We start from the raw sequence: 14,520 nt of genomic DNA on the forward strand, positions 1-14,520 counted from the left end.
ATACCTATATGACGGGGCAAAAGACGCAAGGAGCACGTCATGCCAACGCGCCGTATCTGGCATCTTTCCGGCAAGGACACGCAAGATTTTCTTCAGAATCTGGTTACCAACGATCTGGCCGGGCTTGATCGCGGGCTGGTCTATGCCGCGCTGTTAACGCCGCAGGGCAAGTATATCGCCGATTTCTTTCTGGTACCGTATCGGGATGGCGTTCTGCTGGACGTGGCAGAGGAGTTGGCCGACGATCTGCTGCGGCGGCTGACCATGTACAAGCTGCGCGCCGATGTGAGCATCTCCGAAGCCGGGTTGAACTTGCAGCGCGGCACCGGACCCGCCCCCGAAGGCGCCCTGCCCGATCCACGCCATCCCGATCTGGGTTGGCGGGCATATTCCCCAGCGCCCGAATCCGACGATGGCACCGATTGGGATGCGATCCGGGTTGCGCATTGCATTCCCGAGACGGGCCGCGAATTGACGCCCGACAGCTATATCCTTGAGGTCGGGTTCGACCGGCTGCACGGTGTCGATTTCCGCAAGGGCTGCTACGTCGGACAAGAGGTGACCGCCCGCATGAAACACAAGACCGAGTTGCGCAAGGGGCTGGCCCGCGTGGCAATAGACGGCCCGGCGCAGGAAGGCGACGAGATCACCGCGCAGGGCAAACCGGTGGGCACGCTGCACACCCGCGCGGGAAATCACGCCATCGCATATCTGCGGTTTGATCGCGCCGAAGGCGACATGGACGCCGGCGACGCCAAAGTGACGCGCGCGGAGCCTGCCTAGCGCAGGCCCACCGCCGAGCCGCTTCCGCTGGTCGCAGTCGTGGTGGTGCCTTCGGTCCCGTTATCGGTAATCACCGCAAGCGTAATGACCGACAGGACAATCCCCGCCGCAACCGGCGTTGATAGTCCAGTGCCAGCCAGTGGTGAATTCGCCGGAATCGACTGCTGCGCCGACTGGTTTGGCTGCTCGCGATTCTGCTGCTGACGGTCAGGCTGGGAACAGGTCACGCGCATCATGCCGCCCCCGATATAGGTTGCCGATACCAGCGTCGCTGCCCCACAGGCCACGCGAGAGCGGGCCTCGGCCAGCGCCTGGTTGACCTGCGCCGCCACCGGAGTCGCCACAAGAGCGGCCGACGAAAGCACAGTCGCCAGCCCAATGTTCCGAATTCTGCTCAAAATGCCCATTTATCAATCTGCTCAAACTTGCCCGATAGGTGCCGGATTACACAGCGTGTGCATGATTCCTGATCCGAAGCCGGGTTTCAACGTGGTAAACAACACAATTTTGCGAAGCGGCCAGAGTTCGCCCATTCTTGTCTTCGTTGGCTTGCCAGTCTCTTTGAACCGCTGACGAATCGTGGTCTTATAAAGTCGTTTCAAGGAGACGCATTCATGACCCCGTTCATTCGTTACCCGTTGCTTGGCCTTGCGTCGCTGGCCTTGGCCGCGCCTTTGCCGACGACCGTATTGGCCCAAGGCGGCGCAGGCACAATCGTGACGTTCATCGTTCCGGCCGGGAACTTCGGCTCGAAGAACTTCACCGATGTTGTCGTGAACACACTGGGCGCAGCGAAACAATTCTGCGGCGTGCTGGATCGCGCCTATCAGACCGACTGTCTGGCGGACCGCCTGAACCAGATGGCCGAGGATATCCCGGAAGACAGCGACTATGCCGAAGTGCGGCAGGTGCTGGCCCAGGCTTCGCGCGAAATGACCGATCTGACCCGGCGCAATCGAGACCGTGCGCAGCCGCGCAAGACCGCCAGTGCAGGCGGCGATTCGACCCGCCCGCTGACGCCGGTTGCACCCGACAGGCTCGCCAGCGTGAACGCCGAGGCCACGGCCATTCTGGACCGCACCCAGACCCTGCTGCTGCGCAGCCCCGACGACGAGAGCGGCAAAAAGCTGCACTATGCCCGCATCGCCGAGGCCATCGGATCGAACAAGACGCTACTGCGGTCGACCTGATCACAACATTCTGACGACACGAAAAAGGGGCGCACCAAGTGGCACGCCCCTTTTCTATTGATTGATGACGCGACGTTACGCGCGCTCGGAATATTCCATCGTTTCGGTGTTCACGATGATGTCTTCATCCTGCCCGACGAAGGGCGGCACCATCACCTTGACCCCGTTGTCCAGGATCGCCGGCTTGAATGAATTCGCCGCAGTCTGGCCCTTCACCACCGGTTCGGTTTCCACGATCTTGCAGGTCACCTTTTGCGGCAGCGTTGCGTTCAACGCCTCTGCCTCGTGGAATTCCACGACGATGGTCATGCCATCTTGCAGGAACGGGCGGCGGTCGCCCAGGATTTCCGCAGGCAATTCAACCTGTTCATAGGTCTCGGCATCCATGAACACCAGCATCCCGTCGGTTTCGTACAGGAATTGCTGATCTTTTTGTTCAAGGCGCACGCGTTCGACCTTGTCGGCACTCCGGAAGCGTTCGTTCAGTTTCGAGCCGTTGCGCAGGTTGCGCATCTCGACCTGAGCAAATGCGCCCCCCTTGCCCGGCTTCACGTGATCGACCTTCACGGCCGACCACAGGCTGCCATTGTGTTCCAGCACGTTCCCGGGCCGGATTTCATTTCCATTGATTTTTGGCATGTACCCACACCCTTGGCGATGTTGATGAATAAGATTGCGGAGCTATATATCGCGGTGATGAGCCTGACAAGGTAACGACATAAGGTAGTGATCACTGGCAAAGCCATGCGCCACACGCATGGTAGGTATGCTTTTGTGTGGTATCCGAATCGTTTCGCTTCCGTCATAAGGGGCGGCGCGCCGAAATACACAAGAGCAAAAACAATAAGGGAAACGAGATGCAAGATTTCGTTGACGGCACAGCCTTTAACAATGAACAAGGCAACCGTGCTCGTAAACTTTTTGCGGCCGTCGTACTGGCCGCGCTGGATGATGCCATCGCAGACGACAAGAAATATGGCAACGGTCCGGAACAGATCGCCCGCTGGGCCCGCTCGCGCGATGGACGCGAGGTTCTTTCCTGCGCCGGAATCGACCCGAACGAACGTGTCGTTTCGGGCCTGATGGAATTTGTCGGCCGCGGTGTGCGGACCTCTGTCGCGCTGTCGCGTGAAGAAAGCGAGCGGCGCAATGCCGCCGAACAGGCTGAAGCCGCCTGATCAAAGCTTGGCCAGAACGGCCAATCAAAAAAGGCGCGCCCCCGGGCGCGCTTTTTTTATGCTCCGGCGCACGGGGCCCTTTCGCGGGTCTGCGGAATCGGGTCATCTGCCGCAAATTCGACCGGAGGCAGACCATGGCACGCGCCATCATGATTCAGGGCACTGGCAGCAATGTCGGCAAATCCATGCTGGTGGCCGGTCTGGCGCGCTGCTTCGCGCGGCGGGGGCTGCGCGTGCTGCCATTCAAGCCGCAGAACATGTCGAACAACGCTGCCGTCACCGTAGATGGCGGTGAGATCGGGCGCGCGCAGGCGTTGCAGGCACGCGCCGCTGGCGTGCCGCCCCACACCGACATGAACCCCGTTTTGCTGAAGCCCGAAACCGAAACCGGCGCGCAGGTGATCGTGCAGGGCCAGCGGCTGGGCCACAGCGAAGCGGGCGCCTATCAGCGTGATCGCACCTCGCTGATGCCCCGTGTTCTGGAAAGTTTTTCCCGGCTGTGCACCCGCGCCGATCTTGTGCTGATCGAAGGTGCAGGCAGCCCGGCTGAAATCAACCTGCGCCGGGGCGACATCGCCAATATGGGGTTCGCCCGCGCCGCCGGGGTACCCGTGGTGCTGGTGGGCGATATCGACAGGGGCGGCGTGATTGCGCAGGTGGTCGGCACGAAAACGGTACTTGAGGCCGAAGACGCAGCACAGATTTCCGCCTTTGCAATAAACCGCTTCCGGGGCGACGTTCGTCTGTTTGACGCGGGCCGCGACGCGATTGTCGATCGCACCGGTTGGCCCTGCCTTGGGGTGGTGCCATGGTTCACCGATGCCTGGCGGCTTCCAGCCGAGGATATGCTCGACATCGCCTCGCGCCCCGGTGGTGCTTGCAAGATCGTCGTGCCACAGCTGCCACGCATGGCGAACTTCGACGACCTGGACCCGCTGGCGTCGGAACCTGAAGTCACGGTCGAGATCATTCCGCAGGGCCGCCCTCTGCCCGCCGATGCCGATCTGGTGCTGATCCCCGGTAGCAAGACGACTCTGGGCGATCTGGCGGCGTTCCGCGCGCAAGGCTGGGATATAGACCTTGCCGCGCACGTGCGGCGCGGCGGGCATGTTCTGGGCCTGTGCGGCGGTTACCAGATGCTTGGCAAGCAGATCGACGACCCCGACGGCGTGGATGGCCGCGCGGGCAGCGCCCCGGGGTTGGGCCTGCTGGACGTGACAACCACAATGCAGCCCCGCAAGACCGTGACACTGCGCGATGCCCGCGCCCTGCCCGGCGGAGAGGTCGTGACGGGGTACGAAATCCACATGGGAGATACTCAAGGCCCCGATTGCGTACGCGCATGGCTCGATATTGGAGGAACGCCTGCGGGCGCGGCGTCAGCGGATGGCCGCGTGATGGGATGTTATATGCACGGGCTGTTCACCTCCGACAGCTTTCGCGCGAGTTTCCTGAAACGGCTGGGGCATCGGGCGCAGACGCACTACGAACAAGAGGTCGACGCCACGCTGGATGCGCTGGCCGACCATCTGGAACACCATCTGGACGTGGATCGCCTGTTCGAACTGTCGCGCGCGCCCTTGGTCTAGGGCCCTATTCCAGCGCCTGCGTGGCAAGCGCCCGCTGGATTTCGCGGCGCACCAGTTTACGCACGTTGCGTGTGATCCGTTCCCCCAAGGCACCGCGCAACTCCTGACGCACGATCTCGGCAACCAACTCGCGCAGGGCATCTTCGTCCATGACCGCGTCGTCACCCTCGTCGGGTTCTTCCACGTCGGTCTTGGTTGCGGCGCCCTCGGCCAAAAGGTCTTCGGCCTCGGCCACCGGCGCGTCAGGTGCAGCCTGTTCCACCTGATCAGGCTGTTGCGTAGTGTCCTGACCGGGCTCGCGCCACGCCATGGGCGCGTGGCCGGCGGTTTCGAACACTTCTTCGGCGCTTCCGTCAGGCTCCCACTTTTCGGCGCGCTCGGCGATCGCCGCTTCCAACGCCTTGATCTTGGCGCTCAGCGAGGCCGAGCGCATGGCAGCCGCCTGTTTCAACGGATCAGAGGCAACCGCCGCGGTTCTCGCGATTGGCTTTGATGCCTCTTGCTGCGAAACACTGTCTTCGAGAGGGGCATCCACCTCGGGCTCTGACGCCAGATCAGCGGCTTCGTGCAACGTTGCGTCGGGGCGCTTCCAAGGGGTGCGACCTTCGGCAAATTCACCGGTCGTCGGCTCCGGCATGTCGTATGTCACATTCCGCGCGCCAGACGGTTTGGCTGTGTCGCCTGGACTTTCGGGCTCTGGGTCAGCTGCAACGTCCGATGCGGAGTTGTCCTCAGCGTCATCCGAATTGGCCTCTTCTGTAACAGTGCGGCGCAACCTGCTGGCATCACGACGAAATTCGATTTCGTCCGCGAAGGATACAGATCGAAAATCGCGGCTAAGCGTCAACACGTCGCCGCTGTCCGTCGCAGAGGTTTCGGCTGTGGCGAGTGCGTCCTGCTCTGGCTGCTCTGCGTCATCCGATGGCTCGGATACCCGCAGCGACGGGGTCAGCACCAAGCGGCCAACAGGCTGCGAAGGCTTTGTTCCTGACTTGGGTTTTTCCCGCCCTTCTTCTGTCACAAGGCGGCGGATCGAAGACAGCACATCCTCGATCTCGACGTTCTTCACAGGATCCGACATTTCACTTCCACTCTTCCCACGTCGGCAGGCTAACCCCGCTCTGATGTTCCGGCAACCGGGTTAGTTGCGCCCCAGCGCCTTCAGCACACGATCCAGATCCTTGCTTTGCTTGCTGGTACCCGCAGGCGCAGTTTTGGCAAGGTTGTAATACAGCGTCGGATCGTAAAGCTGCACGGCCAGGCCAAGCTGTTCGGCGGTCAGGACCCCCTGCACCAGCAACAGCTGATACAAGGCAATCGACCGTTCCGACGCTGCCGAAATCCGTGCGGTTTCCGCATCCAGCAGATCCTGCTCGGCCGCCAGCACATCCAGCGTGGTGCGTGCGCCCAAGGTCGCCTCTTCGCGGATACCGTCAAAGGCGACGCGCGCGGCACGAATTTGCTCGGACGTGGCGGCAAGGCTGGCCTGCGCCACTTGCAGACGCACAAAGGCGTCATCCACATCCTGCCGCACATTCTTCTGCACGGTCAGCAGGTTGGCACGGCTGGCATCGCGCTGAGCCATCGCCTTTCGCACACCCGCGTTCAAGGCGCCGCCCTGATAGATGCGCTGGCTAAGCGTAAGCGAGGCCGTTGCATCCCGGCTGTAACCGCTGTTGTCCAGCCGTTCGGTCAGACCGATCTGCGCACCGGCGTTCAGCTTGGGCCCCAGCCCGGCCGAGCTTGCCCGCACCTGCAATTCATTCGATTCCACCGCGTATTGCGCCGCAATGATGTCGGGATGCTGGCGCAGGGCGACGGCCGTTGCACTGGCAACCGAAGCCGGCGGCGCCGGAAGCCGGGGCACCGGCGACAGGTTCTGCGGCGGACGCCCGACAACGGCGGTGTATTCGGCACGCGCGTTTTCCAAGGCACCACGCGCGGCCACAAGATTGGCGCGCGCCTCGGCCACGCGGGACTGTGCCAACGCCACATCGGTACGGGTCACCTCGCCCACGTCGAACCGGTCCTGCGCGGCGCGCAGTTCCTCGCCCAGCACGCGCAGGTTGTTGCCCTGAAGGCGCACGCTTTCCTGCTGCAACAGCACGTTCAGATAGGCCGCGATCGCCCGGAACAGCACCTGCTGTTCGAACCCCAGAAGCTGCTGGCGCGTTGCCAGAACGGTGGCCTTCGCCGCCTCTTGCAGCAACCGGCTTTGCCCGTTGTCAAACAGCAACCAGTCCAGTGATAGCTGCGCCGCCATCGGGTTGGAGTTGGTGCGCGAAGTCACGATCGAGTTGACGCCTGCCTTGTTATAGGTGCGCTGAACCCGGATCAAAAAGTCCAGAACCGGTCGCAACCGCGCCACCGCGATCCCGACATCTTCGTCCGCCGCACGCAGCAACGCACGGTTCTGCTCCAGCAATCCGCTGGTGTTATATGCGCTTGCAAGTGCGTCGGCGAGGTTTTCCGCCTTTGCCGACACCGCCGCTAGCCCAAGTGTACCGGCAAGCAGGATTGCCCTGCCCCCACGCCAAATTTTATTTTTCATGGCCACGCCCATGTCTGCCTCCAGCACGGCCCGGCCCGGCCTGACTGACCGTTGTATCCCGGGCGCATTACGCCTCGTCGGCTGATGCCGACGCCGTCAAAGGGCAAAAGCAGATTGCTTTTCAAACCCCGGCAACACGGGCGCGCCCGCATTGAATTCAAATCGCCACGAAATGGCGCCACCCGACTTGTACCCGATCCGGACTTCGCCAAGAGCGCCCTGCATGAACATACATGCAATCCGCCCGTCATCTTTCAACTGGTCCGTCAGCGCGTCGGGCAATTGTTCCACACCGCCCTGCACGATGATCACATCAAAGGGGCCATGTTCGGCCGCCCCTTCGGCCAGCGGGCCGGTATGGGTGATCACGTTGTCGGCGCCAGCATCCAGCAGCAATGACTGCGCTTCGCTCGCCATCGCCTCGTCTTCTTCCAGCGCGACAACCGCCTGCGCCATGCGCGACGCCACGGCCGAGGAATACCCCAGCCCGCAGCCCACATCGAGCACCAGTTCGTCGCCCTGCACGTTCAACGCATCCAGCATCTTGGCCAGGGTACGCGGCTCCAGCACGACACGATTCGGACCGATGTCCACGTTGTCGCCAGCATAAGCCGCCTCGCGGCGCGACGCGGGGACAAAGGTTTCGCGCGGAACAGTCAGCATCGCATCTATGACGGGAAACTTGGTCACATCCGAGGGTCGCACCTGCGTATCGACCATCATCAGGCGGCGTGCGGCGAAATCAGTCATGGGCAGGCTTCCATCATCTTTGCTCAAGCCGGTTTCTGGCACATCCCGCTTCAACGGGCAACGCCCCGCCGGCCGGTTTTCCGGCCAGTGCGACCAATGGCACGCAGTCCGGCACCGCGCTGCACAGGCGATGCATATCGATCCGCCGGGCTTCCCGCGTTGGACACAGGCATAAGCTTATGGATTCCAGATGCATAGGAAAATCACACGTCGCCATCGGCCTTTCCCCGATGTCGCGATTTTTATGCAACTTCTTGAGGCTCCACGCCGCTCCCCACCTTGGAGCGAACCAAGACCACGCCCCTGCGCAATGTCACTTGCACCCCGTCCTGAAAGCCGCTAAACCCCGGCTCATCCACGTTAGCCCATGTTTTCAAGGCTCTGGCGAGTTGGCGGAGTGGTGACGCAGCGGATTGCAAATCCGTGTACACCGGTTCGATTCCGGTACTCGCCTCCAAACAAAATCAATGACTTAGCCGCTTGATCCGCTGCCACGAGCCGCGAAATACGGCTTGGTTTACAGGTCGGGCTACAGTTTCATCGCTCCTGACCTCTTTTCGTGACAGTTCACCAGGCCGCAGCTAAGGTCTTAATATGGTGGACTGGACTGACGAAGAGAACGATCTGATCGTTGCGGATTACTTCGCCATGTTCCGTATGGTTATTGCTGGCACCACGCCAAATAAGTCCCAGCACAGACGCGCGCTCCTCTCGAAGCTCCAAACGATCAATGATCGAAACGAAAAGTCTATCGAGAGGAAGCACATGAACATCAGTGGCGTGCTGATGGGCGCCGGAGAAATCTGGCTACCTGGATACGCGCCCAATGCGAATTACCAGAAATCGATAGAGGACGCCGTCGCGCGATGGCTCTCTGCTAATGGAGGTATCTGGCCTCGTGCGGGCTTTGCCGAGCCCCAGCCCGCATTTTCTTCCGGAAAGATCGAGTTCGTTATCCCGCCGCACATGCGCAACGAGCCGCCGCCTCGCGGCCTGAGGAAACTGTCTGGAACAGCGGACCGATTTGACGCTGCCGGGCGCGATGAACGCAACCGGGCCCTCGGACGTCTCGGCGAAGAACGCGCCCTCGCCCATGAGCGCGCCACGCTCAGGGATGCGGGGCGTGATGATCTGGCCAGAAAAGTCATCTGGGTCAGCGAGGACATGGGCGATGGCGCGGGATACGACATTTTCAGCTTCACGCCGGACGGCACGCCACGCCTGCTGGAAGTGAAAACGACGAACGGCTGGGACCGCACGCCGTTTCACATCTCACAAAACGAACTGCGTGTCGCTGAAGAGAACCGTGACATCTGGCATCTCTTCAGGATTTACAACAACGCGCGGGGGCCGAGAGCCTTCGAGTTCCGCCCCCGCTTGATCACCATGTCACCCTGACACCGACGAGCTTCCATGCCCGGTTCGATTAGAACTTGTGGCCATCCCTTCGGGCACTGACACGGGCCGCGTTCAGTTTGTCCAGCACCTCGTCAGACACATCAGGGATAACGGCCGCGTATTTTTCGATCATGTTCGCGGGATGGCTTACGCACCAAAGCTTGCGGAGAATGAGAGAGGCCGGCTGCTGGTTTAGCGTCGCGCCAGACACCGCAGGTTCAGAGACAGAGTGTTTCGCATGAAAGCCCGTCGGCTTGTCGAAACGACTTTCAACAGCCTGCTGCGACGTCCGCAAGTCATGCGCCCCCTGAGATGGTAACCGCGTTACAAAACCTTCACTTGGCGCCCGACCCTTATTTCGCTAATTCGTGAAATATGGAAAACCGGCTTCCCGAGCAACTGGCGACCCTGGGCCATCCGCAACGGCTGGAGCTGTTCCGCCTGTTGATGCGCCGATTTCCCGACAAGGTGCCGGCTGGAGAGCTTTCGGCCGCTTTGGCGGCCAAGCCCAGCACCCTGTCGGCCTATCTTGCGGCGCTGACACGTGTCGCGCTTGTCAGCCAGCAACGGTCGGGCACGTCCCTTCTGTATTCGATCAACATGACGGTGGTGCAACAGCTGTTCAGCGACCTGCTGAATGACTGCTGCCGTGGCCGCCCCGATATTTGCGCACCTCTTTTCACAGGACCTGCCCCCATGCCCAAACGCATCTATTCCGTTCTTTTCATCTGCACGGGCAACTCGGCCCGGTCGATCTTTGCTGAAAGCCTGCTGCGCCAGATCCGCGTTGGGAGGTTCCGCGCTTACTCGGCCGGTACGCTGCCGCAGAGCACGCTCAATCCGATTGCAATGCAGGTGCTGCGCGACAAGGGGCACGACACCACGGGCCTGCGATCAAAACACATCAGCGAATTCACCGGCCCCGATGCGCCCGGTTTCGATTTCGTTTTCACGGTGTGCAATCAGGCTGCGAATGAATCGTGTCCCGCGTGGGACGGACAGCCGATCAGCGGTCACTGGGGCATGCCGGATCCGGTGAAAGTGGAAGGTACGGATGCCGAGAAGAGCCTTGCCTTTCATCAGGCGTATGGCGCGCTCAAGCGCCGCATCGAAGCCTTTACCGCCCTGCCCCTTGCCAGCCTTGATCGGATCGCGCTGCAAGCCGCAGTGGACGACATTGGCCGCAACTCATTGGAGCCGACGACATGACCACTTATGCGCTGAACGGCCTTGGCCGTATGGGGAAACTTGCGTTGAAACCGCTGCTTGACCGCGGCGCGCAGATCGCATGGATCAACGATGGCGTGGGCGATGTCGCGATGCACGCGCACCTGTTGGAATTCGACACGGTACACGGGCGCTGGGATGCGGCGTTTTCCCACGACGAAAGCAGCATCACCATCGACGGCACCAGCCTGCCCTTTATCGGAACCAAGTCGCTCGCCGATCTGCCGCTGGACGGGATCGACGTGGTGGTCGACTGCACCGGCGCCTTCAAGTCCGAGTCCAAGCTGGCCCCTTATTTTCAGGCAGGCGTGAAGAAGGTTGTCGTGTCGGCCCCGGTCAAGGACGGCGATGCCGCGAATATCGTGATGGGGGTCAACCACGACAGCTATGATCCTGTCCGGCACCGGATTGTCACGGCGGCTTCCTGCACCACGAACTGCCTGGCGCCTGTGGTGAAGGTGGTGCATGAAACCTTCGGCATTCGCCACGGGTCGATGACCACGATCCACGATGTGACCAACACGCAAACCATCGTGGACCGCCCCGCCAAGGATTTGCGCCGCGCGCGGTCGGCGCTGAACTCGCTGATCCCCACGACAACCGGCAGCGCCACGGCGATCACGCTGATCTACCCCGAGCTGAAGGGCCGCCTGAACGGCCACGCGGTGCGGGTGCCGCTGTTGAACGCCTCGCTGACCGATTGCGTGTTCGAGCTGAACCGCGAGACCACGGCGGAAGAGGTCAACGCTGCTTTCGAGGCCGCCGCGAACGGGCCGCTGAAGGGCATCCTGGGCTACGAGACCCGGCCCCTGGTATCGGCCGATTACACCAACGACCCGCGCTCCAGCATCATCGACGCGCCCTCGACCATGGTGGTGAACGGCACGCAGCTGAAGGTCTTTGCCTGGTACGACAACGAATGGGGCTATGCGCAGCGGCTGGCCGATGTGGCGCTGATGGTCGGGGCATCGCTGTGACCGCGCGGCCGCTTGGCGCCTATGTGGCCGTCACGGCGGCCTACTGGGCTTTTATGCTGACCGATGGCGCGCTGCGGATGCTGGTGCTGCTGCACTTCCACACGCTGGGGTTCAGCCCGGTGCAGCTGGCCTATCTGTTCGTGCTGTACGAGGTGGCCGGGATGGCCACGAACCTGTCGGCCGGGTGGATCGCGGCGCGCTTTGGCCTGACTTCGACACTCTATGCCGGGCTTGGGGTGCAGGTGATCGCGCTGCTGGCGCTGACACAGCTGGACCCGGAGTGGAGTGTTGCCGCCTCGGTCGCCTTCGTGATGGGGGTGCAGGGGCTGTCCGGTGTGGCGAAGGACCTGGCCAAGATGTCATCGAAATCGGCGGTCAAGCTGCTGGCACCTGCGGGCGACGGCGCGCTGTTCCGCTGGGTCGCGGTGCTGACCGGGTCGAAGAACGCGGTGAAGGGCATTGGGTTTCTTCTTGGCGCGGCGCTGCTGGCCAGCGCAGGCTTTACCGGCGCGGTGCTTGGCATGGCGGCTGTGTTGGGAATGATTCTGCTGGGCGTGGTCCTGTTCATGCCAGCGGGACTTCCGCGCGGGCGCAAGGGCGCGAAATTTTCCGAGCTGGTGTCGACATCGACCAACGTCAACTGGCTCTCGGCCGCGCGGGTGTTCCTGTTCGGCGCACGCGATGTGTGGTTCGTGGTGGGCATCCCCGTCTATTTCTACGCGGTGCTGTCTGATGGCACTGAAGCCGGGAACCGCGCCGCCTTTTTCCTGATCGGCACCTTCATGGCCGTCTGGATCATCCTTTACGGCACGGTGCAGGCCAGCGCGCCCCGCATGCTGAACGCCCGCGCCCGTCCCGAGGCCGCGCTGGTGCGCGCCGCCCGCGGCTGGGCCTGGGCGCTGTGCGTTGTGCCTGCCTTGTTGTGCACCGCGGCACTGATCTCTCCTGCGCCGACACCTGCGCTGACGGCGGTGATGGTGGCGGGGCTGCTGGTGTTCGGCGCGATATTTGCCGTGAATTCGGCGCTTCATTCCTATCTGATCCTCGCCTTCTCGAAATCCGAGAGGGTGACGATGGACGTGGGCTTTTACTACATGGCGAACGCGGCGGGGCGGTTACTGGGCACGGTTCTGTCGGGGCTGACCTATCAGATCGGCGGGCTTCCGATGGTTATGGGCACTGCGGCGTTGATGGTCGCACTGGCGGCGCTGGCGTCGGGGCGGTTGCGCGACGGCACCGGGGAACAGCCGGCATGAGCGGATTTGAACGCTATCTGACGCTGTGGGTCGGACTGGCGATGATTGCAGGCATCGCGATCGGCCAGGCCGCGCCGGCGCTGGTTCAGGCCATTGCCGCCAGCGAGGTGGCAAACGTCAACCTTGTGGTCGCGGTTTTGATCTGGGCCATGGTTTACCCGATGATGACGGCTGTCGATTTTGGCGCCATCGCAGGTGTGGCGCGACAGCCCAAGGGGCTACTGGTGACGCTGACGGTCAACTGGCTGATCAAACCCTTCACCATGGCCCTTCTTGCAGTTCTGTTCTTCGAGCACCTGTTTGCGCCCTTGATCGCACCCGAGGACGCCCAGCAATATATTGCCGGGCTGATCCTGCTGGGCGCGGCGCCCTGCACCGCAATGGTATTCGTCTGGTCGCAACTGGCGCGGGGCGATGCGACCTATACGCTGGTACAGGTCTCGGTGAACGATCTGGTAATGGTGGTGGCCTTTGCGCCCATTGTCGCCTTCCTGCTTGGGGTGACCGACCTGACAGTGCCCTGGAAAACGCTGGTGCTGGCGACCACACTGTACGTCGCACTACCGCTGGTGGCAGGGTTGATAACCCGCCGACGGCTGGGATCTCCGGTTGCGATCGACGCCTTCGCGACACGGATCAAACCCCTGTCGATGATCGGCCTGATCGCCACGGTTGCAATCCTGTTCGGGCTTCAGGGGCAAACCATCCTGACCAGCCCCGGTGTCATTGCGCTGATTGCCGTGCCGATCCTGATCCAAAGCTACGGGATTTTCGCGCTGGCCTATGGCGCTGCCTATGCCTTGCGTGTGCCGCACCGCATTGCCGCGCCTTGCGCCCTGATCGGGACCTCGAATTTCTTTGAACTTGCGGTTGCCGTGGCGATCAGCCTGTTCGGGCTGCAGTCAGGCGCCGCATTGGCAACGGTCGTCGGCGTGTTGGTCGAGGTGCCGGTCATGCTGTCGCTCGTCGCATTCGCCAACCGAACGCGCAAGCGGTTTTCTTTGCAGGCTTAGTGCGGCATCTGCCCCCGTACCAGCGGATACACAGCGCCCTGCCCTGTTGCGATGGCCTGTGCCTTGAACTCTCGAAGATCGACGCCCATCAGAACAAGCTCCTTCGACAGATCTGCATATTTGCGCGGCTCTGAAATCTGGCTGAAACCGTAAAGCTTGTGATAAACCAAGATACGGTAATCGGCGACAGCCGCCACACCGTAATCCACCGCGTTCAATTCGGCAAAATTGGCGTAAAGCCGCAGCGTCTGCCGCGCCACGGCCAGACGCACGGCACCCAGATCAGGCGCCACCGCAAAGCGCGCGCCATCCAACAGCTTCATCCCGGACCAAATCTTCGGCATCAGCACATCTGAAAATGCCGCCATCGTCGCGGATTCGTAGTTCTTGTGGTCCAACACGTGCAGCCGGATCGTGCCCACGATCCTGTCATCCATGGTGACGGTATAGATTTGCGCGTTCGGCGCGAAATCGTAGTCGTCCAGAAAGCACTGATCAGCCTTCGCCTCGATAAGCCCCTCTTCGAGGTAGCATTGATACCTGAATTTTCCCACTTCGCCCAATTCGCTGTCCGATCGGACTCTAGCGATATCGAATGTCTTGCCCAA

14 protein-coding genes, 1 tRNA gene and 1 pseudogene are annotated in these 14,520 nt (G+C 61.9%); 10 read left to right on the plus strand and 6 right to left on the minus strand.

Annotation, left to right across the window (positions count from 1 at the left end; translation table 11 throughout):
* Nucleotides 1-39: 39 nt before the first annotated feature.
* Nucleotides 40-783: a CAF17-like 4Fe-4S cluster assembly/insertion protein YgfZ gene (gene ygfZ / locus FGK64_RS03780; RefSeq protein WP_138862445.1), complete on the plus strand. Its 744-nt coding sequence runs from the start codon at nucleotides 40-42 to the stop codon at nucleotides 781-783.
* Here the strand turns inward: ygfZ and FGK64_RS03785 are convergent.
* Complete coding sequence (locus FGK64_RS03785) at nucleotides 780-1,148, minus strand: hypothetical protein (RefSeq protein ID WP_171053959.1); 369 nt, start codon at nucleotides 1,146-1,148, stop codon at nucleotides 780-782. The two genes, ygfZ and FGK64_RS03785, sit on opposite strands and share 4 nt — an antisense overlap.
* A 249-nt stretch (nucleotides 1,149-1,397) precedes the next feature.
* On the opposite strand from FGK64_RS03785, the gene FGK64_RS03790 reads away from it, so the two are divergent.
* On the plus strand, nucleotides 1,398-1,973 hold the full coding sequence (locus FGK64_RS03790; protein WP_138862447.1) for a hypothetical protein: 576 nt from the start codon (nucleotides 1,398-1,400) through the stop codon (nucleotides 1,971-1,973).
* 75 nt (nucleotides 1,974-2,048) lie between these two features.
* On the opposite strand, the gene efp is transcribed toward FGK64_RS03790, so the two are convergent.
* Complete coding sequence (gene efp, locus FGK64_RS03795; RefSeq protein ID WP_138862448.1) at nucleotides 2,049-2,612, minus strand: elongation factor P; 564 nt, start codon at nucleotides 2,610-2,612, stop codon at nucleotides 2,049-2,051.
* Between the two features lie 218 nt (nucleotides 2,613-2,830).
* Between efp and FGK64_RS03800 the strand changes: the two genes are divergently transcribed.
* Entirely contained in the window at nucleotides 2,831-3,151 is a 321-nt protein-coding gene (locus FGK64_RS03800; RefSeq protein ID WP_138863052.1) for a DUF6280 family protein, read from the plus strand.
* Nucleotides 3,152-3,285: 134 nt separating this feature from the next.
* Nucleotides 3,286-4,740 (plus strand): cobyric acid synthase, encoded by a 1,455-nt coding sequence (locus FGK64_RS03805; RefSeq protein WP_138862449.1) that lies wholly within the window; start codon nucleotides 3,286-3,288, stop codon nucleotides 4,738-4,740.
* Between the two features lie 4 nt (nucleotides 4,741-4,744).
* Here FGK64_RS03805 and FGK64_RS03810 read toward each other — a convergent pair whose 3' ends face one another.
* The 3 genes from FGK64_RS03810 to FGK64_RS03820 form a co-directional block, all read right to left on the minus strand.
* The gene (locus tag FGK64_RS03810; protein ID WP_138862450.1) at nucleotides 4,745-5,821 is read right to left on the minus strand and encodes a prolipoprotein diacylglyceryl transferase; all 1,077 of its coding nucleotides are present in this window, start codon (nucleotides 5,819-5,821) and stop codon (nucleotides 4,745-4,747) included.
* Nucleotides 5,822-5,881: 60 nt separating this feature from the next.
* Nucleotides 5,882-7,291, minus strand: coding sequence for a TolC family outer membrane protein (locus FGK64_RS03815; RefSeq protein ID WP_246057668.1), 1,410 nt, complete (start codon nucleotides 7,289-7,291; stop codon nucleotides 5,882-5,884).
* A 96-nt stretch (nucleotides 7,292-7,387) separates the two neighbouring features.
* Nucleotides 7,388-8,041, minus strand: a complete 654-nt coding sequence (locus FGK64_RS03820) for a protein-L-isoaspartate O-methyltransferase family protein (protein ID WP_138862451.1) — start codon at nucleotides 8,039-8,041, stop codon at nucleotides 7,388-7,390.
* 383 nt (nucleotides 8,042-8,424) lie between these two features.
* Between FGK64_RS03820 and FGK64_RS03825 the strand changes: the two genes are divergently transcribed.
* From FGK64_RS03825 to arsB, 6 genes and pseudogenes are all read left to right on the plus strand, one after another.
* A tRNA-Cys gene (locus FGK64_RS03825) sits at nucleotides 8,425-8,498 on the plus strand.
* A 137-nt stretch (nucleotides 8,499-8,635) separates the two neighbouring features.
* Nucleotides 8,636-9,471, plus strand: a pseudogene (locus FGK64_RS03830) (protein NO VEIN domain-containing protein).
* A 343-nt stretch (nucleotides 9,472-9,814) separates the two neighbouring features.
* Nucleotides 9,815-10,648, plus strand: a complete 834-nt coding sequence (locus tag FGK64_RS03840; protein WP_138862453.1) for an arsenate reductase/protein-tyrosine-phosphatase family protein — start codon at nucleotides 9,815-9,817, stop codon at nucleotides 10,646-10,648.
* Nucleotides 10,645-11,643 carry an ArsJ-associated glyceraldehyde-3-phosphate dehydrogenase gene (locus FGK64_RS03845; protein WP_138862454.1) on the plus strand — a complete coding sequence of 333 codons (999 nt, stop codon included), beginning with the start codon at nucleotides 10,645-10,647 and terminating at the stop codon, nucleotides 11,641-11,643. Before FGK64_RS03840 ends, FGK64_RS03845 begins: the two co-directional genes overlap by 4 nt.
* The gene (arsJ, locus tag FGK64_RS03850) at nucleotides 11,640-12,899 is read left to right on the plus strand and encodes an organoarsenical effux MFS transporter ArsJ (RefSeq protein ID WP_246057669.1); all 1,260 of its coding nucleotides are present in this window, start codon (nucleotides 11,640-11,642) and stop codon (nucleotides 12,897-12,899) included. The genes FGK64_RS03845 and arsJ overlap by 4 nt, the downstream gene beginning before the upstream one ends.
* Nucleotides 12,896-13,912: an ACR3 family arsenite efflux transporter gene (gene arsB, locus FGK64_RS03855; protein ID WP_138862456.1), complete on the plus strand. Its 1,017-nt coding sequence runs from the start codon at nucleotides 12,896-12,898 to the stop codon at nucleotides 13,910-13,912. The genes arsJ and arsB overlap by 4 nt, the downstream gene beginning before the upstream one ends.
* Here arsB and FGK64_RS03860 read toward each other — a convergent pair.
* Nucleotides 13,909-14,520: an N-acyl amino acid synthase FeeM domain-containing protein gene (locus FGK64_RS03860; RefSeq protein ID WP_138862457.1), complete on the minus strand. Its 612-nt coding sequence runs from the start codon at nucleotides 14,518-14,520 to the stop codon at nucleotides 13,909-13,911. The genes arsB and FGK64_RS03860 overlap by 4 nt on opposite strands.

This window comes from Arenibacterium halophilum, assembly GCF_005938225.1.
GTDB lineage: Bacteria > Pseudomonadota > Alphaproteobacteria > Rhodobacterales > Rhodobacteraceae > Arenibacterium > Arenibacterium halophilum.